This window comes from Desulfobacter latus (assembly GCF_013389365.1).
GTDB classification, from domain to species: domain Bacteria; phylum Desulfobacterota; class Desulfobacteria; order Desulfobacterales; family Desulfobacteraceae; genus Desulfobacter; species Desulfobacter latus.
The window spans coordinates 1-25,534 of the sequence record NZ_JACADJ010000031.1; the positions used below are offsets into that span (position 1 = coordinate 1).

Consider the following 25,534-nt stretch of genomic DNA (forward strand, 5'->3'; position numbering starts at 1 on the left):
TAAAAAAGTATGGGATGCGTTTCCAAAACTTGAAAAACATTTTTGGAAAAAGAAAGTGTTTTGGAGTGATGGATATTTTTGTTGCTCAATTGGTAATGCTTCAATTGAAACAATTAAGAGGTATATTAGACATTATACCGATTTTTCATAAACTATTAATTTTATTGGGAAGTTGATTTTTGCAGATCTAATAAAATCAAGCACTTAGCTAAAATCGGTATAATGTCTATTGAACAGCAAGGCTAAAAAGCGGCAATTCATCCCACCGACACCTTCGGTGATCAGTGGGTTTTCTTGCCGAATTCTATAAAAATTTTACGCAACACTGGGGGATTATTTTTGCCGGGACGGCTGGTATGTACACAAAGGTTCCTCGGCCAGGTAATTGCCGGTGGCCTCGTATGCCCTGGCCCGGCACCCGCCGCACACCTGTTTGTATTCGCAGATTCCGCACTTGGGTTCAAGATTGTTGAAATCCCGCAATGTGTTAAATACATCTGAATTTTCCCACACATCTTTGAAGTGTTGGGTTTTGATATTCCCGCAGGTGACATCTAAGAAACCGCAGGTCTGTACCCGGCCAACATGGGAGATAAAGCAAAATCCGGTCCCTGCAAGACAGCCCCGTGTGACGGCATCAAGCCCATGGGTTTCAAACGTGACTTTTTTGCCTTCAGCCTTGGCGCGCTGGCGCAAAATTCGATAGTAGTGGGGCGCACAGGTGGCTTTAAGCTGCAAAGACGTTTTGTCCCGCTGGTCGTAAAACCAGTTCAGGGTCTCTTCATACTCCTTTGCGTCAATGGCCGTATCCACAATATATTTTCCCCGGCCCGTAGGCACCAGAAGGAAAATGTGGTGGGCCGCAGCCCCTAACGATTCTGCCAGGGCAAGGATGGCAGGGATTTCATCCAGATTGGTTTTGGTGATAACGGTATTGATCTGAAATTCCAATCCGGCCGCCTTTGCGATTTTTATGCCGTTGACAGCCCCGTCAAAGGCCCCGTCAAGGCCCCTGAATGCATCATGGGAGGCGGCAGTTGCGCCGTCCAGACTCACGGAAATGCGTTTGATGCCACTCTGCATAAGGCGTACCACATTGTCTTCATTGAGCAGGGTGCCGTTGGGGGCCATGACCATGCGAAGGCCGATTTTGTCACCATAGGCGGCAATATCAAAGATATCATCCCGGAGCAGCGGTTCGCCGCCGGTCAGAATAATGATGGGTTGCCCCACCTCTCTGATCTGGTCAAGGAGTCTGAAAGATTCTTCGGTGGTCAGCTCGTCTTCGTATACATGGTCTTCGGCAGCAGCCCGGCAATGCTTGCAGGTCAGATTGCACCGGCGGGTTGTCTCCCAGGCCACAAGGCGCAGGGTATTGTTTTTACCTGCACTTTGCGGGGCGCCATGTCCAGGGGGGTGTGTTCCGTGGGGATGTACCATTAGTTGTTCAGCTCCCTTGCCACGTCAATGGCTGCGTAGGTCATGATAATATCGGCCCCGGCCCGCTTGATGGACAACAGGGCTTCCATGATCATGGCTTTACCGTCTACCCATCCCATCATTTCAGCCGCTTTGACGATGGCATATTCACCGGATACATTGTATGCGGCTACCGGCAGATCAATCTCTTCTCTGACCCTGTAAATGATATCCAGATAGGGGAGGGCCGGCTTTACCATGATGATGTCCGCACCTTCCTCAATGTCCATGGTGGCCTCCCTGATTGCTTCAAGGGCGTTGGCCGGGTCCATCTGGTAGGTTTTGCGGTCCCCGAATTGGGGCGCGGATTCGGCCGCTTCCCTGAACGGGCCGTAAAAGGCGGATGCATATTTCACGGCATAGGACATGATGGGTACATGGGAAAAGCCTTCGTCATCCAGGGTTCCTCTGATTTCAGCCACGCGACCGTCCATCATGTCGGACGGGGCCACCATGTCGGCGCCGGCCTGCACATGGGACAGCGCTGTTTTTGCAAGCAGATCCAGGGTGGAATCATTGTCAATGGTGCCGTCATCCATAACCATGCCGCAGTGACCGTGGTCCGTGTATTCACACAGGCAGACATCGGTGATTACGGTAAGATCCGGCACCTGTTCTTTAACGGCGGCCACGGCTTTCTGAACAATACCGTCATGGGCATAGGCCTGGGTGCCGAGGCAGTCTTTTTTATCGGGAATCCCGAAGAGCATGATGCCCGGGATGCCGGCCTCTTTGGCTTGCTTTGCCGTGGTGACAATATGATCGCAGGAGAGCTGGAATTGCCCGGGCATGGAACTGATAGGCTTTTTAACGGAGTTGCCTTCAACCGCAAAAAGGGGAAGTATCAAATCGTCTCTGGACAGTTTTGTTTCCCTGATCATTCGTCTGAAATTGTCCGTGGCACGCAGCCGTCTGCCTCTGTATTCGGGAAACAGCATTATACATTCTCCTTTTTGATCTCTTCATCCGTCAGATAACAGGCCGGATCAGAATCCCAGGGATCATTGGCAACGGACTCGGCCCTGGCCCTGAAATTACCTGCACAGATATCCAGCCACCGGCATTGGGCGCATCTGCCTTTGACGTGTTTTTTCTTCTCTTTCATTTTCATTAAAAATTCATTTTCAGGATCTGTCCATATTTCGCTGAAAGGTCTGTCCTTGATGTTGCCGAAACTGATTTCCCGCCAGAACTGGTCCGGGTGGACTTCACCATCCCAGGAGATGCAACCGATGCCCCGGCCGGAGTTGTTGCCTTCGTTCATTTCAAGCAGTTCGAGCACTTCAGCGGCCCGGTCAGGGTCTTCCTTGAGCAGGCGCTGGTACAGGTAAGGACCGTCTGCATGGTTATCCACGGTGAGGATCTCCTTGGGCTTGTTGCGGTCGTGAAGGTCTTTTGTGCGATCCATGATCAGGTCAAGCACCTGGCGGGTTTCCTCGTGGCTTAAATCTTCCTTGGCAATCTCCTGGCCCCGGCCGGAGTAGACTAAGTGGTAAAAACAGGCTCTGGGGATGTTTTTTTCTTCCAGCAGGTCAAAAATGCCCGGGATGTCCTGTACGTTTCTTTTATTGATGGTAAACCGCAGCCCCACCTTAATCCCTGCTTCCTGGCAATTGTCAACGGCCTGCAATGCTTTTTTATACGCGCCGGGAACACCCCTGAACTTATCATGGGTGGCCTCAAGTCCGTCCAGGCTGATTCCTACATAAGAGAGCCCCACCGCTTTGAGCTGCTTTGCTTTCTCTTGGGTGATCAGGGTGCCGTTGGTGGAGATGACGGCCCGCATGCCTTTGGATACGGCATACCGGGCATATTCCACAAGGCGTGGGTGCATCAACGGCTCCCCGCCGGAAAACAGCAGTACCGGTACCCCGAATTGAGCCAGGTCATCCATCATGGCAAGACTTTGTTCGTGGGTCAGTTCATTGTCATAGGCAATATTTTCAGACTGGGCATAGCAGTGAACACACTTCAGGTTGCATCGCCGGGTCATATTCCAGACCACCACCGGCTTTTTGTCTTTTGAGAACTGAAGCAGGTGTGAGGGCAGTTTGCCTGAATGCCTTGAATAGCGTAACGTATCCGAGGGTTCCACAGTGGCGCAGTAAAGTTTTGAAATTCCAATCATTTTATCTCTTTTCTGATAAGCTCGTTGAGGTAATTTTCGTGGTCGGTTAATGCCTTTCTGGACAGGAAAAACCTTGCTTTCCCGGTTTTTTCCCGGATCAGGTTAAATCCGTCAAAAAAATCCGTGTAGATTTTCGAAAGGATTTCATCCGTGGTGGCGTTATGCTCTATGAACTGCTGGATAAGAAAATCTGCGGCATCTTCTTCAAACACGACATTTAAATCATAATTTTTGGAAATTTCCAGTTCCATCTCTTTGACGTCGTCATAGAATTTTTTGACCTGTTTAACGGCATCTTCTATTTCCATGACATGGGTCGTATAATACTGGACCACCATTTTTGTGCGGATCTGCGTTAAGGTCAGTCCATAGCGGATGGAAAATGTTTTCCAGTTCTTTTTGACATATTCACTGATATAATTTGAAAAAAGGACCAAGGCATGATTATATTCAGCCGCGTATTTTTCTTTGTCATTGCCCTGGATAAGATCGGTTAACGCTTGTTTGGGGTCGGTCAGCAGGTGTTTGGTGATTGCAAATTGCGGGACGGATTCGGACGGTAATTTTTCTTCAAAGCAGAGCATGGCTTGTTCAACCACGGATACCAATCCCCGGGCACCGGTATTTTCCTTATAAGCCCTTTCCGCCAGCGCCTCTAACGCCTCATCGGTGAACACGATATCAATCCCGTATGATTTAAAATCAAGGCGTTTGCTTAAAATCACCGGGTTGTTAGGCATTTTCAGGATGTCGTAAAGATCTTTTTGGGTCAACTCATCCAGCACACAGCGTACCGGTACCCTGCCGATGAATTCGGATTCAAATCCATACGCCACCAGATCCTCGGACCGGGTCTCTTTTAACAGTTCATTCTCTTTTCTGGTATGCGTCAGCGATGCACCAAATCCAATGGCCTGTTTGCTCAACCGTTTTTTTACGATATCGGCCAGACCAGAAAAGGCACCTGACAGAATAAACAGAATATTGGCGGTATTCACCCGTCTGGCCGACCGTTTTCCGGTTCTCTGGAACGCTTCAAGCTCCTGCATCATGGATACGGGATCATGGGGTACCTTTAAATCTACGTCCGTCTCTTCCATGGGTTTGAGCAGGGCCCGCTGAACCCCTGTCCGGGATATCTGGGCACCTATAACATTGGGACTGGCAGCAATTTTATCCACTTCATCTATGTAAATAATGCCGCACTCCGCAAGCGCTATGTCATCCTTGGCCTCTTTAACCAGATCCCTGATCAGATCCTCCACATCCCCACCCACATATCCGGTTTCGGAAAATTTGGTGGCATCGGCTTTGACAAAGGGCACCCCGATTTTTTTGGCGATAAGTTTGATCAGATAGGTTTTTCCGATACCAGTGGGGCCGAGTAACAGGATATTGCTTTTAATATTACCCGTGATCTTGAACGGTTCCGTGATCATGGTTTCCTGGTGGCGGATTCGGTTGAAATGGGTACAGATTTTTGTGGCAAGAACAGATTTAGCCAGGTCCTGCCGGATAACATATTGATCAAGGTAGGTGATCAGTTCCGATGGCTTGATATTGAAGTTAATCAGCTTTTTCTTGCCCGACTCAGGGGGTGTGCCGGTCGTGGTCTCCTGCTGGGGCTGGATGGAAGGTGTTAGAATTTTAACATTTCCACCAAATCTTTTGTTCAGAAATTCCCCAAGTTCTTTTTCGATTTTTTTCGGGTCAGGCCCGGTGGCATCATTGTGATAAGTCATAATTGGGTATAATAAGCTTGTCTGCCCATAATTCAAGGCGTAACTTCGATTGCTTATTTTTTTTTCTTAAAATATTCACAGGGCTTTCCCGAAGATTTGAATACCGTGATGCTGGGCAGTTGACGGCTTTTGAACCCCAAAGCCCTGCACCCGTTCGGGTGGGCCGGTTCCCAGGTGACATAGAAAAACCGGCATTTATAGCAATTTTTTTTATTATTTTCGTTCATAATATTACTAATAAAAAAAGCCGCGGCATATTTGCCGCGGCTTTGAATTTATGGTGCCGAAGGGGAGATTTGAACTCCCACGGGTCGCCCCACACGCCCCTCAAGCGTGCGTGTCTACCTATTCCACCACTTCGGCAAAAAGTTTGTTTTTATTCATTTGCTGCTGGTGCCTGCTGTTCTGCGGGTGCAGATACATCCTTCATAACACTGGACTGTGCCTGATGCCCTGACATATAGGCCAAGGTCAGAGACGTGATCATGAAGATAATGGCCACGGCCGTTGTAATTTTGGTCAGAAAGTTTGCGGGGCCGGCCGCGCCGAAGAGCGCCTGGCTGCCTGCGCCGCCCATAGATACGCCCATTTCTGCGCCTTTACCGGTCTGCAATAACACAACAAGTATTAAAAAAACGCAAACTGCAACATGTATTGCCACTAAAATGCTTGCCATAATAAGCGTATCTAAAACCTAATAATTTTATTAAAATCTGCCGGGTTCAGGCTTGCACCGCCAACCAATGCCCCATCAACATCTTCAATGTGCATCAGGTCTTTGATATTGCCGGGTTTTACTGATCCGCCATATAAAATACGCATCTTTGCCGCCAGGCCTTCTGCATATTTTTCCTTAATCAGGTGTCGTAAAAATCCGTGTACCTCTTTAACCTGCTCCGGCCCGGCCGTCTTTCCGGTACCAATTGCCCATACCGGTTCATAGGCCAGAACCAAGGAGTTAAGATCTCCAAGATCAAAGCCTTTTAACCCATCAGATACCTGTTTGTCAAGGATAAAAAAAGTTTTATCGGCATCCCGCTGGCTTTCCGTTTCTCCGATGCACATCACCGGGATAAGTCCTGCATCAAGGGCGGCACGGATTTTAGATCCCACAGTTTCATCGGTTTCACCAAAGTATTGTCTACGTTCGGAGTGGCCGATAATGACGTAATCGGCACCGGCATCCTTGATCATCGGCCCGGATACTTCGCCGGTAAACGCCCCTTCCGTGCCCGGGTAAATGTTTTGTGCACCTAGACGAACCTGGGCGTCTTTACCCAGCGCCGCGGCCATCAGGGGCAGCGACAGTGCTGTGGGGGCAATCATAATATCAACGCCGGTCACCCCCTGGGTTAAGTCTGCCAGCTGTTTTGCCGCAGCAACAGCCTGGGTACCGGTCTTGTACATTTTCCAGTTGCCGGCAATCAATGGTTTTCTTATCGCAATTTCCGTCATTTTTCCTCCTTTAAAGGGCATTGCCCACCATGGCAGCCAGATCAACCATGCGGTGTGAGTAACCCGCCTCGTTGTCATACCATGAAAATATTTTTACCATCTCTCCGTTGATAACATCCGTACAGGCGGCATCAACAATGGAAGAAAGTGGGCAGGAGTTGTGATCAATGGATACCAGGGGTTTGTCGAGATAGCCCAGAACCCCTTTCAGATTGGTTTCAGATGCGGTTTTAAGCGCCTGGTTGACCATCACCTTGGTCAGATCCTTTTTCTCGGTGGTAATCACGAGATCCACAAGGGATACATTGGGTGTGGGGACTCTTACGGCAAGGCCGTTAAGTTTGCCTTCAAGCTCGGGCAATACCAGGGAAACCGCTTTGGCCGCACCTGTGGTGGTGGGAATCATGGACAAAGCAGCGGCCCTTGCCCGTCGCAGATCCTTATGCGGAAAATCAAGCAGACGCTGGTCACCTGTGTACGAGTGAATCGTGGTCATAAGGCCGCATACAATCCCGAAATTTTCCAGCAGTACCTTGGCAACAGGTGCCAGGCAGTTGGTGGTGCAGGAGGCATTGGAAATAATATGATGGGTACCGGGATCGTAATCTTCATGGTTTACGCCCATGACAATGGTCACATCAGGGTCTTTGGCCGGCGCTGAAATAATGACTTTTTTGGCCCCGCCTTCAAGGTGCTTGCCCGCGGTTTCCCGGTTTCTGAAAAGGCCGGTACATTCCAGGACAATATCCACACCGGTATCCGCCCAGGCAATCCGGGCAGGGTCCTTTAGCGCAGTGACCCCAATTTGATTTCCATCAACGGTAATGAACCCGTCTCCATGACTGACCTTGTTGGGCAAGCGTCCGTGAACGGAATCATATTCAAGCAGATGGGCAATGGTTTCGGTATCTGTCAGATCATTAATGGCCGCCACGTCAATGGCATCATTTTCCAAGGCCGCCCGAAAGATCATGCGCCCAATTCTGCCAAATCCGTTAATTCCTATTTTTACAGTCATTAGAAGCCTCCTTCAAAAATGAAAATGCTTGTCCATGCCCGAAAAGGCAAAACGGGCGTGGGCGGGTTAGGATGAGGACCGGCGGGTCCCTTTCAAGATGTCACTGGCAAGGGAAATGCTTTTTTTCCCGTGTTCAATCAGGGCGACAGTCAATGCTTTGATCTCCATTTTTTCCCGGGATGTTACGGCTTTGAGAAGAATGGGCAGGTTGACGCCTGAAATAACCTCCACCTTTTCTTCTTCAAGAAAGGCATAGGCCAGGTTTGAAGGTGTACCTCCGAACATGTCGGTTAAAATAATAACGCCGTTTTCACAATAGACCTGTTTGATCCCCTGTTTAATTTTTTTTCGTAAACGTTCCGGATCCTGTTTGATGTCTATGGATATGGATTCAAGTTTATTCTGTCGTTCCCCCAGAATAAATTCCAAGGTTTCAATCAATGCCGCACCCAGATTTGCATGGGTGACAATTAAAATTCCTGTCATAATCTGCCTGTTATATCTCGTTGATGTCTCTGTCAATATCTCTGTGCCGCAGGCTTGGATTCAGATCCCTTTTAACCAGCCGTTCAAATATGGCCCGGGATATGGCGACACTACGATGGCGACCGCCTGTACAGCCCAAAGCAAGTGTTAAATATGCCTTGTTTTCTTTTTTATATAAAGGAATGAGATAATCAATAAGATTGTAGTATTTTTTCAAAAAGGTTTTTGTCTCCGGGTTTTCCAGGACAAAGGCTTTTACCGCATCGGATTCTCCGTTATGGGCTCTAAGTTCGGGCACAAAATAAGGATTGGCCAGAAATCGCAGATCCATCACAATATCCGCATCCACCGGGATGCCGTATTTGTAGCCAAAAGACATGATATTCAATTTCATGACGTTTTCGACCCCCGTATCCTTGGACACGAGACGGTGTATTTCCGCTTTGAGCTGATGCACATTGAAATCAGAGGTGTCAATGATATGGTGGGCAAGCTTGCGGATGTCGGCCATGCCCTGTTTTTCAGACATGATGCTGTCCAAAAGATTTTTTCCATCATCCAGCGGATGGTGCCTGCGGGTCTGACTGAACCGTTTGACAAGGGTCTGGTTGTCGGCTTCAAGAAAGATAATGACCGGAGAAACCCCCATCTCTTCTAAGGCAGAGACCCCGGAAATAAATGTCTTTGTAAAGGTTTTTGAGCGCATATCCATCACAAAGGCGGCACCCTTGACCCTGGCGTTTTCCCCTAACGGCAGTTCGAGTACCTTAGGCACAAGTTCCATGGGCATGTTGTCAATACAGTAGAAGGAGGTGTCTTCAAACGCCTGGGCAACGGTTGTCTTCCCGGAACCCGAGATACCGGTGATGATATAAACCTTGAGGGGGTCCATTGTTAAAATTCTTCGTCGGTTTCCAGAATGATCTGATGAAGCTGTTGCGTTGAACCTGCCGCTAACAGGCGCTCCTTAAACTGATTCATTTTCAGCAGCTTGGATATCTGGGCAAGCACTTTCAAATGGCCTCCTGTGGAATGCTCGGGTGTTAAAAGCAGGAAGAACAAATGGACCGGCCGGTTATCCAGAGAATCAAATTCAATTCCTTTGATACTGCGCCCAAATCCCACAGCAATGGATTTAACCGTCTCCAGTTTACCGTGGGGTATGGCGATACCGCCGCCGATGCCTGTGGAGCCTAAGTTCTCCCGTTCCATGAGAACGGCTGCAACATCTTCGGTGTCAGCCCCGGCCACCGGTGCAACCGCCTGGGACAGTTCCTTTATGATCTCTGCTTTATTGTCGGCTTTAAGATCTGCGATAATGGCGTCCAGCTTTAGAATGTCACTGATTTTCATCCGGTTCGATTATCCTTGGGGAGCGATCAATCCCAGTTTTCCGTTATTGTGTTTATAAATGACATTGACCTGTTTTGTGCGGGCATTCAAAAATACATAAAAAGATTTTTTGCCCGATTCCAGCTCAATCACTGCATCTTCAACATCCATGGGTTTGGTTTCAAGGGGTTCTTCAATAATATCAATCACATCTCCGGGGAGTGGCTCATCTATGCTGAATTCCCGGGTATCGGTCAGGCTTGCCTTGTTGCCTGACATGTGTTTTTTTTCTTTTTCCTTGTGTTTCGTGATTTGGCCTTTGACTTTATCCGCCAGGGTGTCAATGGCGGCATACATGCTTTCGGACGCTTCTTTTGCATGAATATTCAGCGATCCGCTGGTTAAGGTGATTTCAGCAATATGCCTTATTTTTTCAACGCTCAGGACGACATTGGCCTCGGCCGGCCCCTCCAGCATTTTGTCAAATCGTTTAAATTTTTTGTTTACGTAGGATTTCAGGGAATCGGATGCCTCTATTTTTTTGAACGTGATGGTGATCTGCATAGATTCGCTCTCCCTATAGTTGTTTGCGTTTGTTGGATGGTAGAATATTGAGTACTTTTCTGTATTTTGCCACGGTTCGCCGGGCAATCTGAATGTCTGATTCCTGCAGCATTGCGGCGATTTTATCATCACTTAAAGGTGCGTTAGGATCTTCATTGTCAATGAGTTGTCTGATTCTCTCCTTGACACTGGCCGATGCCATGGAAGGTCCGTCAACCCGTTCTATGGAACTGTTGAAAAAATATTTCAACTCAAACAGTCCCTGGGGGGTGTACGCATATTTGTTGGTGGTCACCCGGCTGATGGTGGACTCATGCATTTCAATATCTTCGGCAATGTCTTTTAAGATCAGAGGCCGTAGATAGGCAATGCCTTTTTCAAAAAAATCCCTTTGAAATTTTATAATGCTTTCCATCACCAGGTAAATGGTTTTCTGGCGCTGGTGAATGGATTTTATCAGCCAGGAGGCGGACTGCATTTTTTCATTGAGATAGGTTTTGGTCTCCTTGGGAATTTTTTTGCCGGTGGCCACGGCTTCCCTGTAAAATCTTGAAATTCTTAATTTGGGAAGGCCGTCATCGTTCATAACAATTTTAAAATCATCTCCGACTTTATAGACGTATATGTCAGGGGTGATGTAGGCGGGTTCTTCCGTGGCAAATTTCCTGCCGGGTTTGGGTTCAAGAAACTGGATAATTTTGACTGCGGCCCGTACATCCTCAACGGAAATTTTGAGGGCCTTGGCAATTTTTTTACTGTTTCTGTTTTCAAGATTTTTAAGATGGCTCTCAATGATCCGGGTGATGATATCATTTTCGATGCCAAGCAGCCGGATCTGAATTAAAAGTGTTTCGCTCAGGTTTCTGGCACACACCCCGGGAGGGTCAAAGGTTTGAAGCACGGCCAGCACTTCTTCAACGGTTTGGATATCGGCCTGGGCGGTCTGGGCCAATTCCGCCACGTCGGCGCATAAATATCCATCACGGTTCAGGTTGCCGATGATGATGTGCCCAATGGTTTCCTTGTCCTCGGGTAGCTCCGAAAGCATTAACTGCCATTTCAAGTGCGCTTCAAGGGTTTGTTTCTCGGATGTAAATGCTTCGTAATTGGGCGTTTCACTGTTTTCAGACTCCATGTAGAGCCTACCCGTGGAGTTGTATTCATTGATATAATTTTCCCAATCCATATCCGAGGGCACCCGTTCTTCAATCGTGACTTCCTTGACAGGGGCTTCGGTTTCCGTTTCCCGGGTTTCGGTTTCCTGGGCTGTGATGGCTTTGTCAGGGGCATCATCAATGGATATCTCTTCAAGGGCCGGATTTTGCTCCATTTCCTGCTGGATCATGTCGGCAAGTTCAAGCCGGGAGAGCTGAAGTAGTTTAATTGCCTGCTGGAGCTGGGGGGTCATGACCAGCTGCTGGGTCAGTGCAAGGCCTTGTTGTAATCCAATTTCCATGATTAAAGTCTAAAATTATCTCCCAAATAAATTCGTTTGGCGACTTTGCTCGAAATAATTTTTTCCGGTGGTCCTGATTCCACAACCACCCCCTGACTCATAATATAAGCCGTGTCGCATACGCCTAATGTTTCCCTGACATTATGGTCGGAAATTAATATCCCGATGCCTTTGTCCGTAAGCTGGGATATGATTTGCTGGATGTCAATGACAGCCAGGGGATCAATGCCGGCAAACGGTTCATCCAGCAGGATGAACAAGGGGTCTGTGGCCAGCACCCTTGAAATTTCAAGGCGGCGCCGCTCGCCACCGGACAGAGATGCCGCCTTTTGCCCGGCCAGGGTCAATATACCAAGTTCTTTCATCAGGCTTTCGGCTTTCTGATGGATGTCGATGTCCGTATCTTTTTTATCAACAACCTCCAGAATAGCCGTTATATTTTCCCGGACAGTCAGTTTTTTAAATATAGAAGTTTCCTGGGGCAGATAGCCAATCCCCTTTCTGGCCCTGACATACATGGGGTACCGGGTTATATTCTCCGCGTCAAGGTGAACCGTGCCTTTTTCGGGTCGGATCATGCCTACGGTCATATAAAAGGTGGTGGTCTTGCCGGCACCGTTGGGCCCTAGAAGCCCGGTTACCCGGCCGTGGTCCACGTTCAGGCTGACCTGATCCACAACGGTTTTACCGCCATAGGTTTTTACAAGGTTTTCCAGTACCAGCCGGCTCATCTATAAAGATCCACCCTGATCTTCAGCATCAAAAAATGCTTCAACTCTGGTCTTTTCGCTACTTTCCACAACGACCCGGTCCTGGGTTTTGAACAAGGTGATTTTTTTGCCGGAAATCCAGCTTTTTCCCGTAAGCAGACGGGCCTGGGTTTGTTCTCCGGTGAGTATCAGAATTTCCTCTGCCGTATCATAATTCGCCTGATCTGAGAATGCCTTGCGCGCCCCTTCGGTGTATTCCACATTGCCTGTGGCAAGAATCCGCTTGACGTTTGACTGATCTTCCTTTTGGGTTTTTGATGTATGAAAAAAGACCTTAAGCGAATCTGCTAAGAGTATACTGTCTGCCCGAACTGCTTTGACGTTTCCCGTAAATTCAACCATGGACTGATCTTTGCCGGCCACCATTTTATCCGAAGTGATTTTCAGATCAGCCGGTGGTTGCTTTTTATCCGCGGTTTTGTTCTCCTGGGCTGCAAAGGATGGTTGTGTAAGCAGAAGCAGCAGTATTATCAATGAAACCGAATAGATATTATAATAGATTGGCGTTTTTAATATGTTCACTAAACTGTCCTTTTACATGTCCTTTTAAGATGATCAGATCCTGGTTTAGCAGGATTTGCATGCTGTCAGCTTCTATTTCGGAGTCTTCGTCATTCACTGTAATTCTTGAATTGGAGTATATTATATGTGGTTTTTTGGCATAATGCAATGTTTCACTTCTGAGGGTGTAGCGCTGATATCGTATAATAACATTTTTTGAAAAGGTCATGTCGTGGGTTTTGGTGTCGAGTTCTCCTGACGTTGCTGTCAGGTGAACTTGTGTGTGCTGCTTTGTATAGAAAATAATGTTTATATCTTTAAGTACAGCTGTGTTCCGGGCTTTGAGCAGGGTGGCACTGGATGCGTTGAGCTGCCATTCGGTGACGCCGTTTTTTTTGGAAATTTGCTCAATGACGTTGAGTTTGAGTGCAGCCGTGTCATCGACCTCAATATCTTCAAGCGTGATGGGCGTGGTGAGCAGGTAATTGATGTAATAGTAAGCACCGCCTCCTCCAAGGATGAGTCCTATAAGCAGAATCAGGGGCCGTATCAGTTTTTTTTTGCCGATGCCGATGCTGCTCACGACAGAAACCTTGACACGGCGGTTTCCCAAAGCCCTTTGGCTTTGAGGATGGCTTCGCAGACCTGGCGGACAGCACCTTTTCCCCCCGGCAGATCCGTAATCATATCGGCCCGGGTTTTAACGTCAGCAGGGGCGTCAGCCACGGTAACCGCAAATCCGGCCCGGGCCATGGCAGGCAGATCTATGAGATCATCTCCCATGAATGCCATATGTGCGGTGCTGATCCGGGTGCTTGCGGATATGGATGCCAATGCTTTGGCCTTGTCCCGGGTGCCGTCAAAAACCAGGGTGATGCCCAGATTGTCGCACCGGTGGCGCAGGGCACCGGAGACCCTTGCCGTGACAATCCCGACATGAATGCCTGCATCCATGAGCAGACGGATGCCAAGGCCGTCTCTGACGTTAAAGCTTTTGATCTGTTCACCTGTATCCGTGTAGGTAATGCTGCCGTCGGTGAGTACCCCGTCCACATCTAAGAGCAGCAGCCGGATATCTTTTAATTGTGTTGTCATAGGCACCGGCCTGCCGCTTTTCTGATATTGACCAGATGGGTCAAAAGATGTTTCATCTGATCCAGGGGCATGGCGTTTGGTCCGTCGCACAGGGCGTTGTCCGGATCGGGGTGGGTTTCCATGAACAGGCCATGGGCACCGCAGGCCACTGCGGCCCTGGCAAGGGGGGCGATAAACTCTCTTTCCCCGGCCGATGCAGTGCCGCTGCCGCCGGGAAGCTGAACACTGTGGGTGGCATCAAAAATGACAGGCATGCCCAGGTCCCGTAAAATCTGTATGGATCTGAAATCCACCACAAGGTTGTTATACCCGAAACAGGTGCCCCGTTCCGTAATGGCAATATTCTGATTTCCTGTGGATTTGGCTTTTTCAATGATGTTTCGGCAGTCGCCCGGTGCAAGAAACTGGCCCTTTTTGATGTTCACGGGTTTACCTGTCCTGCAGGCGGCTAAAATCAGGTCGGTCTGGCGGCATAAAAATGCCGGTATCTGTATAATATCAAGGACTTGCGCCGCTTTTTCAGCCTGGTCAGGCAGGTGAATATCAGAAATAACAGGGATATCCAGTTCGCTTTTAATCTGTTTTAAGATGTCAAGACCGTGTTCCGGGCCAGGGCCCCTGAATGATTGAATGGATGTTCGGTTGGCCTTGTCATAGGAAGCTTTGAAAATATAAGGAATACCTAAATCCCGTGTGACCTGTTTCAGGTGTTTTGCAATACCAAGGCTTGTGTGTAGATCCTCTATCACACAGGGCCCGGCAATTAGAAAAAAAAGATTCGGGTTGTTTTGGGTCAGGTCAAAAAAAAAGTTTGTCATCGGGCATATCCTTAAAAGAAAAAAATAATGATCACCTTAAGTATTATTCGTCCGGGCAAATGTCAAGATGGATCACAGGGCAGGGGCAGCAATTCTAACTTGGAATTGCCGGGTACCAGGGAAAATTCCTTGATAAGATAGGTATTTGCTGATATTTTAAACAGGTTTTGAATGTACTCTTCTAACCTCTTGAAAAATAAGGTTGTTTGATGAAAAAAACACTCTTTTTTATTATATTTCTGGCGATTATCGTGCCTGTGGGATGGATTCTGTTCTGCAAGTATGAGGGCGGTATCCCCAACGCAGAGATCAGTCTGCCCTCCCCGTATTTGAAACAATCCTATGCAATAAACATGACTGCAACAGATGACGGCGCCGGTTTAAAGCATGTAACGGTTTCCCTGGTGCAGAAAGATAATGAGAAAGTCCTTTTGGACAAATCCTACCCACCCTCCTCCATTTTGTCTTTATTCAGTGACAAGAAAATCCTGTCGGATAATTTTGTCATTCCTGTTGAAACACGTAAATATGGTATGAACGACGGCCAGGCCGTTATTCGGATTGTTATAACTGATTATGCCTGGCGTAACTGGACCAAAGGCAACCGCTTTTATGACGAGCGGCCGGTGATTATTGATACGGTAGCGCCTCGACTCCAGGTTTTAACCTCCCAGCATAATGTGTCCAAGGGGGGTGTCGGCCTTGTGATTTATAAACTTGATGAAGAAAATATTCAAAGCGGTGTCAGGGTAGGGGAGAATTTTTTCCCCGGATATTCCGGTGTGTTTAGTGACCCCATGGTCATTACAGCCCTGTTTGCCCTGGATCATACCCAGGGACCGGATACCCGCCTTGTCGTAGAAGCCCGGGATCCGGCCGGAAATGAGACCAAACGCGGATTTTATCATTATATCAAAGATAAGAACTTCAGGCCCGACACCCTGCGCATTTCAGACGGTTTCCTGGAATTCAAAATGCCTGATTTTGACCTAGGTCCCAAGGAAGCGCAGTTTTTGACGGAATCCAATCCTTTGCTGGCAAAATTTTTATATATTAACGAAACCCTTCGCCGCCAAAATGTGGAAACCGTACTTAAAGTGCCTGCCGATACCCGTGCCGAATTGATGTGGGACGGTCGTTTCAGTCGTCTTTCCGGGTCTGCCAACCGGGCCCGGTTTGCCGATAAACGCACCTATAAATACAACGGCCAGGTCATCAGCCATTCCACCCATTTAGGTATTGACCTGGCTTCTACCGCCAATGCACCGGTGGGTGCGGCCAACCATGGAAGGGTCATCATGGCGGAGAATGTCGGCATTTTCGGCAATACCGTCATCATTGATCACGGGCTTGGTCTTGCCAGCCTTTATTGCCATTTAAGCCAGATGAACGTGACCCAAGGCGATATGGTTAAACAGGATGATATTATTGGCCGTACCGGCATTACCGGGCTTGCCGGCGGCGATCACCTGCACTTTTCCATGATGCTTCACAATGTATTTGTCAATCCCGTGGAATGGTGGGACGCGGCCTGGATAAAAAACAACATCACCTCAAAGATTGAGTCTGTTAAAGCACAGATTCAGTAACCGTATAACTTTTAAGTAAAATCAGGATAATTGAAATCATGAGTACCTGTCAGGTAAATAAGACCTATGAAGAGATAAACGCCAAAATTGCGGCTGGAGAAGCTGTGGTGGTAACGGCGGAAGAAATTATTGATATTGCAGATAAAGAAGGCATTGTGGAAGCGGCCCGGAAAGTGGATGTGGTGACGACGGGAACGTTTGCGCCCATGTGTTCTTCCGGGGCATTTATAAACATCGGCCAGTCCAGGCCTGTGATTCGTACGACCAAAACCTGGTTCAACAATGTACCGGCCTATTCGGCCATTGCCGCGGTGGACTGTTATCTGGGGGCCACGGCGGTTTGTGAAGATGATCCTTTGAATAAATATCACCCGGGTGAGTTCAATTACGGGGGCGGGCATGTTATCCAGGATCTTGTGGCCGGTAAACAGGTTCATTTGAAGGCTGAAAGTTACGGCACGGACTGTTATCCCAATCTTGCAATTGAAAAAACCGTCACCTTAAAGGATCTGCCCAATGCCATACTGTGCAGTCCGAGAAACGCATATCAGAATTATAACTGCGCCATCAACCGGTCGGACAAAACAAAGTACACGTACATGGGCACCCTGAAATCCCATGTGAGCAATGCCAATTATTCCACTTCCGGTTGCTTGAGTCCCTTGTTCAACGATCCCTATTTGAAAACCATCGGGCTGGGCACACGGATTTTTCTGGGCGGGGCCCAGGGATATGTGACCTGGACCGGGACCCAGCATAAAAAAGATGTGGACCGGGGTCTTAACGGCGTGCCCCTGAGCCCGGCCGGGACCTTGTCGGTTATCGGAGACCTGAAGCAGATGTCTCCTGAATGGCTGGTGGGGCAAAGTATCCGAGGCTATGGCGCGTCCCTGGCTGTGGGGCTTGGCATTCCCATTCCCATTTTAAATGAAGAGATCCTCAAATATACGTCCGTGTCTGACGAAGAAATTTTTACCCAGATCGTTGATTACGGCCATGATTACCCCCAGGGCATCTCCAAATCCTACGGCCGGGTCAGTTACGCCGAGCTTAAAAGCGGGACCATCACCATCAAAGGTGAAAAAATTCCCACCGTGCCTTTGTCCAGCATGGTTAAGGCAAGAACGATTGCCCGGATTCTGAAAACTGAAATCCAGAAATCCAGATTTTATATCGGAGTTCCCCAGCATCTGTTTTGTTGACAAGAGAGTTTAAAAAAATAATGAGTAAAAAAAAGAAAAGCACCTGGCGGGAGAATACTGAAGCGATTCTCGTTGCCATTATTATTGCTCTGTTTATCCGTACCTTTATTGTCCAGGCCTTTAAGATACCTTCGGGTTCCATGCTTGAGACGCTTCAGATCGGAGATCAGATCCTTGTTAATAAATTTATTTACGGGGTAAAAATTCCTTTTACCAACGGGAAAACCCTGATCCCGGTGAAAGATCCCCAGCGCAATGACATTGTGGTGTTCAAATATCCGGAAGATCCATCCAAGGATTACATCAAGCGGGTTGTTGCCGTTGGCGGCGATACCCTGGAAATTGTCAATAAAAAACTGTATGTCAATGACAAGCTTGTCACGGATCAGCCCTGGGCCCAGTATAAAGATGATCGGATTTTACCGGGCCGGATCACCACCCGGGATAATTTAAGAAAGATCACCGTGCCGGCCGACAAGCTTTTTGTCATGGGAGACAACCGGGACAACAGTCATGACTCACGGTTCTGGGGGTTTGTGGATTTACATGAAGTGCTGGGCGAAGCCATTATCATTTATTGGTCCTGGAACAAGGCGGAGTTCAGCGTCCGTTTGAGCCGGATCGGCACGTTGCTGTTTTAAGGAATATTACATATGCGGTTTACGAAAAAAGATATTCTGGATATTGATTCCCTGACCCGTGAGGAAATTACTTATATCCTGGACACGGCCCGGGGGATGAAGGAGATCTCCCAGCGGGCCATTAAAAAAGTACCGACCCTTCGGGGTAAAACCATTGTGCTTTTTTTCCAGGAGCCGTCAACCCGGACCAAGTTGTCCTTTGAGCTGGCTGGCAAGCGGCTTTCCGCAGACACGGTGGCCATCTCCAAATCGTCTTCCAGTATTGTCAAGGGAGAAACCTTAAGAGATACGGTCAGGACCCTGGAGTCCATGAAGCCGGATATTATCGTGATGCGGCATTCATCTTCGGGCGCAGCATACCAGGTGGCCAAATGGGTAAAATGTGCGGTGATCAACGCCGGAGACGGCACCCATGCCCATCCCTCCCAGGCCCTTCTGGATATGATGACCATCCAGGAAGAAAAAGGCGGATTTGAGGGGTTAAAGGTTTCTCTGGTGGGCGATATTTCCCATTCCAGGGTGGCCCGGTCTAATATTATCGGTTTGTCCAGAATGGGGGCAAGGGTGACTGTGTGTGCGCCCGGGACCATGATTCCCATGGGCATTGAACAGATGGGCTGCACCGTGGCCGAGGATATGGATACATGTGTGACAGATGCGGATGTGGTCATGATGCTGCGGATTCAAAAGGAGCGCCAGGGCAGCCTGCTGTTTCCAAGTGAACGCGAGTATGCAGCCCTTTACGGGCTGAACCCGGCGCGCCTGGCCCTGGCGGCAAAAGATGCCCTGGTCATGCACCCGGGACCGTTGAACCGCGGCGTTGAAATTTCAACCCGGGTGGCGGATGGCGAACACGCCGTTATTCTGGACCAGGTAACCAATGGGGTGGCCCTTCGCATGGCCCTTTTTTATCTGGTGTCGGGAGGTACTAAGCATGCAGATTCAAATTAAAGGTGTCCGGGTGATTGATCCCGGCAATATTGAAGGCATAAGGGATATCCGTATAAAAGACGGCCTGTTTGAGGCGGTATCTGAACCGGGACAGTTGCCGGACGTTGCCGAAGCGTCACAAGATGTCAACGTAATTGACGGCCAGGGCCTGATTGGCGTGCCCGGACTCATAGACGTGCATGTTCATTTGCGGGAGCCCGGCCAGGAATACAAAGAGACCATCGAGACCGGTTTAAAGGCGGCAGCGGCCGGCGGGATCACCGCGGTCTGTTGCATGCCCAATACCAATCCCGTGAATGACAATGCCCAGGTGACCGCCTTTATCCTTTCCCAGGCGAAAAAGGTACATGCAGCCAGGGTATATCCGGTGGGCGCCATTTCGGCAAATCTTGAAGGACAAAAACTTAATGACATTGCGGATATGAAAAAAGCCGGGATTTGGGCTGTGACCGATGACGGCATGCCGGTTACCGATTCCCAGCTCATGAGACGGACCCTGGAATACTGTAAATCCCTGGATATCCCTGTGCTTGTTCATGCCGAAGACAAGCGGCTTGCCGATGGCGGCGCCATGAATGAAGGGCTGCCGGCCACGGTGATGGGAATCAAAGGAATTCCCAATGCCGCGGAATCCGTCATGGTCATGCGCGATATTGCCTTGGCCGAACTGACGGGTGCCCGGGTGCATTTCTGCCACATGAGCACGGCCCAGTCCATTGAGGCCATCCGGGCGGCCAAGGCAAAAGGGGTGCGCGTCACCTGTGAAACCGCCCCCCATTATTTCACCCTTACGGATGCGGATATCCCTGCCTATGACACCAATTTCAAGATGAATCCGCCCTTGCGCAGTGACAAGGACCGGGCCGCCATTATCGAGGGATTGGCTGACGGCACCATTGACATGATTGCCACGGATCATGCCCCCCATGCCGAGGATGAAAAACAGGTGGAATTCGACCAGGCCGCATTCGGCATTGTGGGACTTGAAACCTCGCTGGGCCTGAGCCTGGACCTTGTAACCCGGGGCCATTTGACCCTGATCCAGCTGGTGGAAAAAATGGCCAAGGCCCCGGCGGATCTCATGGGGATCAACAATGACATTGTGCCGGGCAACCGGGCGGATCTCACCCTGATTGATATGGATACCGACTGGATCGTGAACCCTGATGCGTTTGTGAGCAAAGGACGCAACACACCTTTTACCGGGCGCAGCCTTAAAGGTGCGGCTGCTTTCACCATTGTTGACGGCCGGATTGTTTACACTCGATCATCAAGTTTTTAGGGAATTTTTTCAAATTCAAGACAGTTAAAAGTAGGGTCTTATGCTGCAAAAATTATATATCAATAATTTTAGATGCTTAGAAAATTTTGAGCTAAAAATCAACACCGCATCTACGTTGCTGATAGGAAAAAATGGGACAGGAAAATCAACGGTTGCATCAGCCTTTCAAATTTTTCAAAATATCGGCCGTGGGATTAATAGATTAGGGAATCTAATTAAAAAAAAAGATTTCTCTCATGGACGAATTGACTTGCCTATGCGGCTTGAAATTGAAGTATTTTTAAGTCAAGATCTATATTCTTATATATTAGCTATAGAGTTACCCGAGAATTTTAGAGAGCCTCGCATTTTGGAAGAAGAGCTTAAGGTTAATGATAGATCAATTTTTTCAAGAAATATAGCTCAAGTAAACCTTTTGGATAATACAACTAATCATCAATCAAACTTTATGGTCGATTGGCATCTTGTCGCCTTACCCGTTATCCAGAAACAATCAGAACAAGATCCTTTATATATTTTCGAGAATTGGCTTGCACATATGATTATCCTTGCACCGATTCCATCTATAATGGCAGGAGAATCAGAAAATCAGACATTGATGCCTGAAAGAGATACAAAAAATTTTGGAGAGTGGTTCACAGGTATCCTTTCAATGTACCCTGCCGCATATATGTTAATAGATACATATCTAAAAAAAAGGATGCCGGATCTTCTTGATTTTCAAAATGAACAAACCGGGAAAAATCACAAATCAATGAATGTTAGATTCAAAGAAAAATCTGCAAAGATGACAATTCCTTTTAATGACTTATCTGACGGTGAAAAATGTTTTTTCCTGAGCGCAGTTGTTTTAGCTGCCAATGAATCCTATGGGCCTCTTTTTTGTTTTTGGGATGAACCTGACAACTATCTTTCTCTTTCGGAAGTTGGCCATTTTTTAATTGCTCTCAGAAAATCATTTGAAAAAGGAGGACAACTTTTCGCTACCTCTCATAATTCAGAAGCTATTCAAAAATTTTCAGAAAAAAATACCTTATTATTTTATAGAAAAAGTCATTTTGAACCTACTCGTGTCAAACTTGTTGATGAATTAAGTGTCAAAGATGATCTTTTAACCGCACTCATTTGTGATGATCTGGAACCATGAGTTGTAATAAATACGAAGATCATATTTTAATTTTTCCAGAGGACGAGGCAAATAGTAAAATAGCGCTGGGCTTTGTTTTATGCTCTTATGTCAGGGAGGATAAAGTTCAGATATTGCCGTACACCAAAGGGTGGAAAAAAGTAATCGAAAAATTTAAAAGTTACCACATTCCTCAATTAAAAAAATATATATCAAGAAGATTATTATTATTAATTGATTTCGATAATGATCTGAATCGCTTATCAAAAGTAAAATCTGAGGTGCCAGAGGATCTTATGGATAGAGTGTTTATTCTCGGGACCAAAACAGAACCGGAAAAATTAAAACAGGCTATAAACCCAATAAGGTCGTTTGAAAATATTGGCAAAAAATTGGCTGATGAGTGTGTAGATTTGGAAAATGGTGGGCTATGGGAGCATGAATTAATCATTATTAATAAACATGAAAGAAAGCGATTGATTGAAGAGGTTAGACCTTTTCTTTTTGACGTCATTTGAATGTGTTTAAATCATGTGGGCTTGGTCATAACATCGGCCACAGTGAAGGAAGAAATATATGGCAGACGCACATCGCATTCTAGTAGTAGATGATGAACTGAGCATGCGCCAGTTTCTGGAGATGCTTCTGTCCAAAAAAGGGTATAAAGTTAGTCTTGCCAAAAACGGCAAAAAGGCTATCGGCACCATTAAGCAGAAAAAATACGATCTGGTGCTTACCGATATCCGCTTAGGCGATATTACGGGCCTGGATGTGTTGCGGGCCGTGAAAAAAGAACACCCGGATACCGTGGTCATCATGATTTCCGCGTATGCCACAACGGAAATTGCCGTGGAGGCAATGAACGAGGGGGCTTACGATTTTGTGCCCAAGCCCTTTGACAACAATGAGCTTTGCGCCACCATTGCCAAGGCCCTGGAACTGTTGACCCTGGACCAGGAAAAGGCTTTCCGGTCAACAGAACTTAAAAATCATCTGCATTTCAACCGCATCATCGGTGACAGCCCGGGCATGCAGGCGATTTACCAGCGGATACGCCAGATCGGTCCCACCAAAACCAATGTGCTTATCAGCGGGGAAAGCGGCACCGGTAAGGAGCTGATTGCCCGGGCCATCCACGATAATTCCGAGCGCAAGGACAGGCCTTTTGTGGTGGTTAACTGCGGGGGAATCCCGGATACGCTCATGGAAAGCGAATTTTTCGGTCATGTCAAAGGCGCGTTTACAGGGGCTGTGGCAGACAAGCAGGGATTGTTTGAGGCGGCCAACACCGGCACGATTTTTCTGGATGAAATCGGTGAGTTGTCCATGTTGCTGCAGGTAAAGCTCTTGCGGGCCGTCCAGGAAACCCGGTTCACGCCTGTGGGCGGCACCCGGGAAATTGATGTGGATGTCCGGATTATATCCGCTACGAATAAAAAGCTGGATGAGGAGGTTATTGACGGCAATTTCAGGGAAGATCTGTTTTTCCGCCTTAACGTCATTCCCATCAAGGTGCCGCCGCTGCGGGACAGAAGGGGGGATGTTGAACTGCTTGCGGCCCATTTTGTGGAAAAGTATTCAAAACGGATTGGCAAGGATATTGCCAAATTGTCTTCCTATGCCATTGATTTTTTAAACAAATACTCCTTTCCCGGTAATGTCCGGGAGCTTGAAAACCTGATCGAGCGGTCTGTCGCCCTTTCCGCAACCAATATCATCCTGCCCGAAAGCCTGACCATCTCTTCACACAAGCGGCGGCGCTGGATCGAGGGTATTAAAGACAACCGCTATGATCTGGAAGATGTGGTCTCCGGTGTGGACCTGGACAAAATCATGTCTGAGATTGAAGGCGCATACCTCAAAAGAGCCATGGAAGTTGCCCAGAGCAACAAAAGTAAGGCAGCTGAACTTTTAAATTTAAGCTTAAGGTCTTTCAGGTATCGTTTGAACAAAACCATGCCGGACAAAAGAAGCTAGAGCCTCGAATCGCCCGGTGCTGGATGTGCCGGTTTTCCGGATTTCCAGATTGAAATCCCTGGCAGTCTGTCTGATGAAGGCGCCGATTTTGTCCGACAGTTCATTTTTTGTTTTGACCAATCCTTTGGAAAAATCGACTATCAAGTATCAAGTTTTAAAGATGAACCGGTTTGCCTGAACGCAGTTCATCCAGAAAAGGTTTGAAGTCAAAATACATGCCTTTTAAAGCTATTTCATAAAATGCGGCAAGGAAACCCCTGAGTCTTTAGCTCAGGGGAGGAATGCCGCCCTCCTTATAATTAAGATATTAGCCCAGGCACCCGACCTTAGCACGTCGTATTGTAGGAATAACCGTCAGATGCATGAAGCAGCCTGCAATATTTCCAGCTAATGCCCTGTACTGTTTTGTCCACTGTTTTAATGTTAAACGAACCGCTTTTTCTGACAGCGACACGCCCGGTGTACGTTCCAACCTTTTTGCCGGAAGTAACAACCGCCTTGACGATGTCGCCCGTCTGAAAGCCTTTGACTTTTTTCTCAGTTGACTTTGCTGTTGTCCGGGGGAATCCGAACTTGTTTACCCTGCACATCTGTCTTGAGCCATGACCGTCTGCCTTTACAATCAACACGGCCTTATCGATCTGAAACATCTTTTCCGGTGTGCTTTTCCCAACACAGGCGGCATCGAGCCAATGCGTTTTGTGAAGTCCCCTGGTCGTCCGGTTGAATTTTGTCAGACCGCCGGAGCCTGTTTCAACCGGCAGTCCGGTTTTTTTCAAGGTACGGAACAAGTCCCATCGGGTCGTGTTGACGGCGCCCGCATCCTTGAGCGGCACTTTGGACTGCTTTTGAATTCGCTTCAACAGTCCCGGTTTCCTTGAAAGGAACTGTTCTAGGGGCTTGTTCCCCTTCTTCCTGTTGCACGCCGTACAGGCCAGTGTCAGATTGCTGACTCTGTTGGAACCGCCTTTCGATTTCGGCACGATATGTTCAATCTCCAATGGGATATCTGTTTTTCCGCAGTAGGCACACGTTCTGTCCCATTTTTCCAGAAGGTATTCCCGTACCTCATACCCCATGAGTTCCCCCTGCTGATACGCGACACCGGATATTTCGGGATTCTGTATTTTCTGCATGTCAAACCGAACCAACTCCATTGAAATTGCCTGAATATTGCAAAACCGGCACAAGCGGTTGACCCAGGTTTCGATATTGTGAACCCGGCTTTTTAATGAAGGCGGCAGCCATCCTTCCGCCCTGGTCCGGTTATCAAAGCGTGGTTTTCGGTATCGCGTTTTCCGGTTTCTCCGGGATCTTCTGATGGCTCGTCTTGATTCCAGATTATTTTTGATCTGTTGGCCTCGATGTCTCAGTTCCATGGCAAAAATAATCTCTCCGGAATCGTCGTTAATCACGGCAATTCCGGTCTCTCTACTGCCCGGATCAATCTTGATCCGCAATGGGTTTGATGCCACGTCCAAGACTTTCTCTTTCAAAATGATCGTGAAGGGGAACTGTCTGAAAACCGCGGCTTTCCCTTCTGTTAAAAGCAATCTTGCCTTTGCCGGATGTACCGGATTCTGCGGCTTTCTATTTGTATCCAGAACAAATACGCTCAATTTTAAAGTCCTCTTGTTTCCAAGGTAATGTTTGCCGCGTCAATGTTATGATCGGGTTTAGCGCAAGCAGCACCGGTTTAACCCCTTAGACCTGTTTAACCACTTGCCGTAGAACCTGGAGCTGGCGAGCACCCCAGGGTACCTGTTTCCGATCTAACGTAGTGCTCGAAGCACTTAGACTGGTCAACTTTGGGGCTTTTTCAAGCCCCTCGGTCTTTAGCCGAGGGGTAGTTGACGCAAGATTGTCGAGATGCTGAGCAAAAAGATCATTCTGATTTTCTTAAAAAAATTGGGCATCCTTCA

The 25,534-nt window shown here is 47.9% G+C and carries 27 protein-coding genes and 1 tRNA gene; 9 read left to right on the top strand and 19 right to left on the bottom strand.

Annotated features, from left to right (window positions below):
- Nucleotides 1-151: transposase (locus HXW94_RS10075; RefSeq protein WP_178366774.1), on the top strand; the 151-nt coding region annotated here is incomplete at its 5' end.
- 182 nt (nt 152-333) lie between these two features.
- On the opposite strand, the gene ahbD is transcribed toward HXW94_RS10075, so the two are convergent.
- From ahbD to kdsA, 18 genes are all read right to left on the bottom strand, one after another.
- Nucleotides 334-1,440 (bottom strand): heme b synthase, encoded by a 1,107-nt coding sequence (ahbD, locus tag HXW94_RS10080; RefSeq protein WP_178366775.1) that lies wholly within the window; start codon nt 1,438-1,440, stop codon nt 334-336.
- Nucleotides 1,440-2,417 (bottom strand): porphobilinogen synthase, encoded by a 978-nt coding sequence (gene hemB / locus HXW94_RS10085; protein ID WP_178366776.1) that lies wholly within the window; start codon nt 2,415-2,417, stop codon nt 1,440-1,442. Before hemB ends, ahbD begins: the two co-directional genes overlap by 1 nt.
- On the bottom strand, nt 2,417-3,607 hold the full coding sequence (gene ahbC, locus HXW94_RS10090) for a 12,18-didecarboxysiroheme deacetylase (protein WP_178366777.1): 1,191 nt from the start codon (nt 3,605-3,607) through the stop codon (nt 2,417-2,419). Before ahbC ends, hemB begins: the two co-directional genes overlap by 1 nt.
- Nucleotides 3,604-5,349, bottom strand: coding sequence for an AAA family ATPase (locus tag HXW94_RS10095; protein ID WP_178366778.1), 1,746 nt, complete (start codon nt 5,347-5,349; stop codon nt 3,604-3,606). Before HXW94_RS10095 ends, ahbC begins: the two co-directional genes overlap by 4 nt.
- A gap of 278 nt (nt 5,350-5,627) precedes the next feature.
- Nucleotides 5,628-5,712: transfer RNA gene (locus HXW94_RS10105), tRNA-Leu, on the bottom strand.
- A gap of 13 nt (nt 5,713-5,725) precedes the next feature.
- The gene (gene secG / locus HXW94_RS10110; protein WP_178366780.1) at nt 5,726-6,025 is read right to left on the bottom strand and encodes a preprotein translocase subunit SecG; all 300 of its coding nucleotides are present in this window, start codon (nt 6,023-6,025) and stop codon (nt 5,726-5,728) included.
- 11 nt (nt 6,026-6,036) lie between these two features.
- Nucleotides 6,037-6,804 carry a triose-phosphate isomerase gene (gene tpiA / locus HXW94_RS10115; protein ID WP_178366781.1) on the bottom strand — a complete coding sequence of 256 codons (768 nt, stop codon included), beginning with the start codon at nt 6,802-6,804 and terminating at the stop codon, nt 6,037-6,039.
- Between the two features lie 10 nt (nt 6,805-6,814).
- Nucleotides 6,815-7,822 (bottom strand): type I glyceraldehyde-3-phosphate dehydrogenase, encoded by a 1,008-nt coding sequence (gene gap / locus HXW94_RS10120; protein WP_178366782.1) that lies wholly within the window; start codon nt 7,820-7,822, stop codon nt 6,815-6,817.
- A gap of 66 nt (nt 7,823-7,888) precedes the next feature.
- Nucleotides 7,889-8,308: a PTS sugar transporter subunit IIA gene (locus HXW94_RS10125; RefSeq protein ID WP_178366783.1), complete on the bottom strand. Its 420-nt coding sequence runs from the start codon at nt 8,306-8,308 to the stop codon at nt 7,889-7,891.
- Between the two features lie 10 nt (nt 8,309-8,318).
- Complete coding sequence (rapZ, locus tag HXW94_RS10130) at nt 8,319-9,200, bottom strand: RNase adapter RapZ (protein WP_178366784.1); 882 nt, start codon at nt 9,198-9,200, stop codon at nt 8,319-8,321.
- Between the two features lie 2 nt (nt 9,201-9,202).
- The gene (locus HXW94_RS10135; protein WP_178366785.1) at nt 9,203-9,661 is read right to left on the bottom strand and encodes a PTS sugar transporter subunit IIA; all 459 of its coding nucleotides are present in this window, start codon (nt 9,659-9,661) and stop codon (nt 9,203-9,205) included.
- A 9-nt stretch (nt 9,662-9,670) separates the two neighbouring features.
- Entirely contained in the window at nt 9,671-10,204 is a 534-nt protein-coding gene (gene hpf / locus HXW94_RS10140) for a ribosome hibernation-promoting factor, HPF/YfiA family (protein ID WP_178366786.1), read from the bottom strand.
- Nucleotides 10,205-10,217: 13 nt separating this feature from the next.
- Complete coding sequence (gene rpoN, locus HXW94_RS10145) at nt 10,218-11,660, bottom strand: RNA polymerase factor sigma-54 (protein WP_178366787.1); 1,443 nt, start codon at nt 11,658-11,660, stop codon at nt 10,218-10,220.
- A gap of 2 nt (nt 11,661-11,662) precedes the next feature.
- On the bottom strand, nt 11,663-12,391 hold the full coding sequence (lptB, locus tag HXW94_RS10150) for an LPS export ABC transporter ATP-binding protein (RefSeq protein WP_178366788.1): 729 nt from the start codon (nt 12,389-12,391) through the stop codon (nt 11,663-11,665).
- Entirely contained in the window at nt 12,392-12,952 is a 561-nt protein-coding gene (locus tag HXW94_RS10155) for an LptA/OstA family protein (protein ID WP_178366789.1), read from the bottom strand. It lies immediately after the preceding gene.
- On the bottom strand, nt 12,921-13,514 hold the full coding sequence (gene lptC, locus HXW94_RS10160) for an LPS export ABC transporter periplasmic protein LptC (protein WP_343054577.1): 594 nt from the start codon (nt 13,512-13,514) through the stop codon (nt 12,921-12,923). Before lptC ends, HXW94_RS10155 begins: the two co-directional genes overlap by 32 nt.
- Nucleotides 13,511-14,026 carry a KdsC family phosphatase gene (locus tag HXW94_RS10165; protein WP_178366790.1) on the bottom strand — a complete coding sequence of 172 codons (516 nt, stop codon included), beginning with the start codon at nt 14,024-14,026 and terminating at the stop codon, nt 13,511-13,513. The genes lptC and HXW94_RS10165 overlap by 4 nt, the downstream gene beginning before the upstream one ends.
- Nucleotides 14,023-14,844 (bottom strand): 3-deoxy-8-phosphooctulonate synthase, encoded by an 822-nt coding sequence (gene kdsA / locus HXW94_RS10170; protein WP_178366791.1) that lies wholly within the window; start codon nt 14,842-14,844, stop codon nt 14,023-14,025. The genes HXW94_RS10165 and kdsA overlap by 4 nt, the downstream gene beginning before the upstream one ends.
- 209 nt (nt 14,845-15,053) lie before the next feature.
- Between kdsA and HXW94_RS10175 the strand changes: the two genes are divergently transcribed.
- The 8 genes from HXW94_RS10175 to HXW94_RS10210 are packed head-to-tail and all read left to right on the top strand — an operon-like array spanning nt 15,054 to nt 23,612.
- On the top strand, nt 15,054-16,433 hold the full coding sequence (locus HXW94_RS10175; RefSeq protein WP_178366792.1) for a M23 family metallopeptidase: 1,380 nt from the start codon (nt 15,054-15,056) through the stop codon (nt 16,431-16,433).
- A gap of 38 nt (nt 16,434-16,471) precedes the next feature.
- Nucleotides 16,472-17,635, top strand: a complete 1,164-nt coding sequence (locus tag HXW94_RS10180; RefSeq protein ID WP_178366793.1) for a homocysteine biosynthesis protein — start codon at nt 16,472-16,474, stop codon at nt 17,633-17,635.
- Between the two features lie 20 nt (nt 17,636-17,655).
- Entirely contained in the window at nt 17,656-18,276 is a 621-nt protein-coding gene (gene lepB, locus HXW94_RS10185; protein WP_178366794.1) for a signal peptidase I, read from the top strand.
- 12 nt (nt 18,277-18,288) lie between these two features.
- A complete protein-coding gene (locus HXW94_RS10190; RefSeq protein ID WP_178366795.1) occupies nt 18,289-19,227 on the top strand; it encodes an aspartate carbamoyltransferase catalytic subunit in 939 nt (312 codons plus the stop codon).
- Nucleotides 19,211-20,509 carry a dihydroorotase gene (locus tag HXW94_RS10195; protein ID WP_178366796.1) on the top strand — a complete coding sequence of 433 codons (1,299 nt, stop codon included), beginning with the start codon at nt 19,211-19,213 and terminating at the stop codon, nt 20,507-20,509. The genes HXW94_RS10190 and HXW94_RS10195 overlap by 17 nt, the downstream gene beginning before the upstream one ends.
- 40 nt (nt 20,510-20,549) lie before the next feature.
- On the top strand, nt 20,550-21,656 hold the full coding sequence (locus tag HXW94_RS10200; RefSeq protein ID WP_178366797.1) for an AAA family ATPase: 1,107 nt from the start codon (nt 20,550-20,552) through the stop codon (nt 21,654-21,656).
- On the top strand, nt 21,653-22,153 hold the full coding sequence (locus tag HXW94_RS10205; RefSeq protein ID WP_178366798.1) for a hypothetical protein: 501 nt from the start codon (nt 21,653-21,655) through the stop codon (nt 22,151-22,153). Before HXW94_RS10200 ends, HXW94_RS10205 begins: the two co-directional genes overlap by 4 nt.
- Before the next feature lie 58 nt (nt 22,154-22,211).
- Nucleotides 22,212-23,612, top strand: a complete 1,401-nt coding sequence (locus HXW94_RS10210) for a sigma-54-dependent transcriptional regulator (RefSeq protein ID WP_178366799.1) — start codon at nt 22,212-22,214, stop codon at nt 23,610-23,612.
- A 326-nt stretch (nt 23,613-23,938) separates the two neighbouring features.
- Here HXW94_RS10210 and iscB read toward each other — a convergent pair whose 3' ends face one another.
- On the bottom strand, nt 23,939-25,231 hold the full coding sequence (gene iscB, locus HXW94_RS10215; protein ID WP_178366800.1) for an RNA-guided endonuclease IscB: 1,293 nt from the start codon (nt 25,229-25,231) through the stop codon (nt 23,939-23,941).
- Nucleotides 25,232-25,534 lie beyond the last annotated feature (303 nt).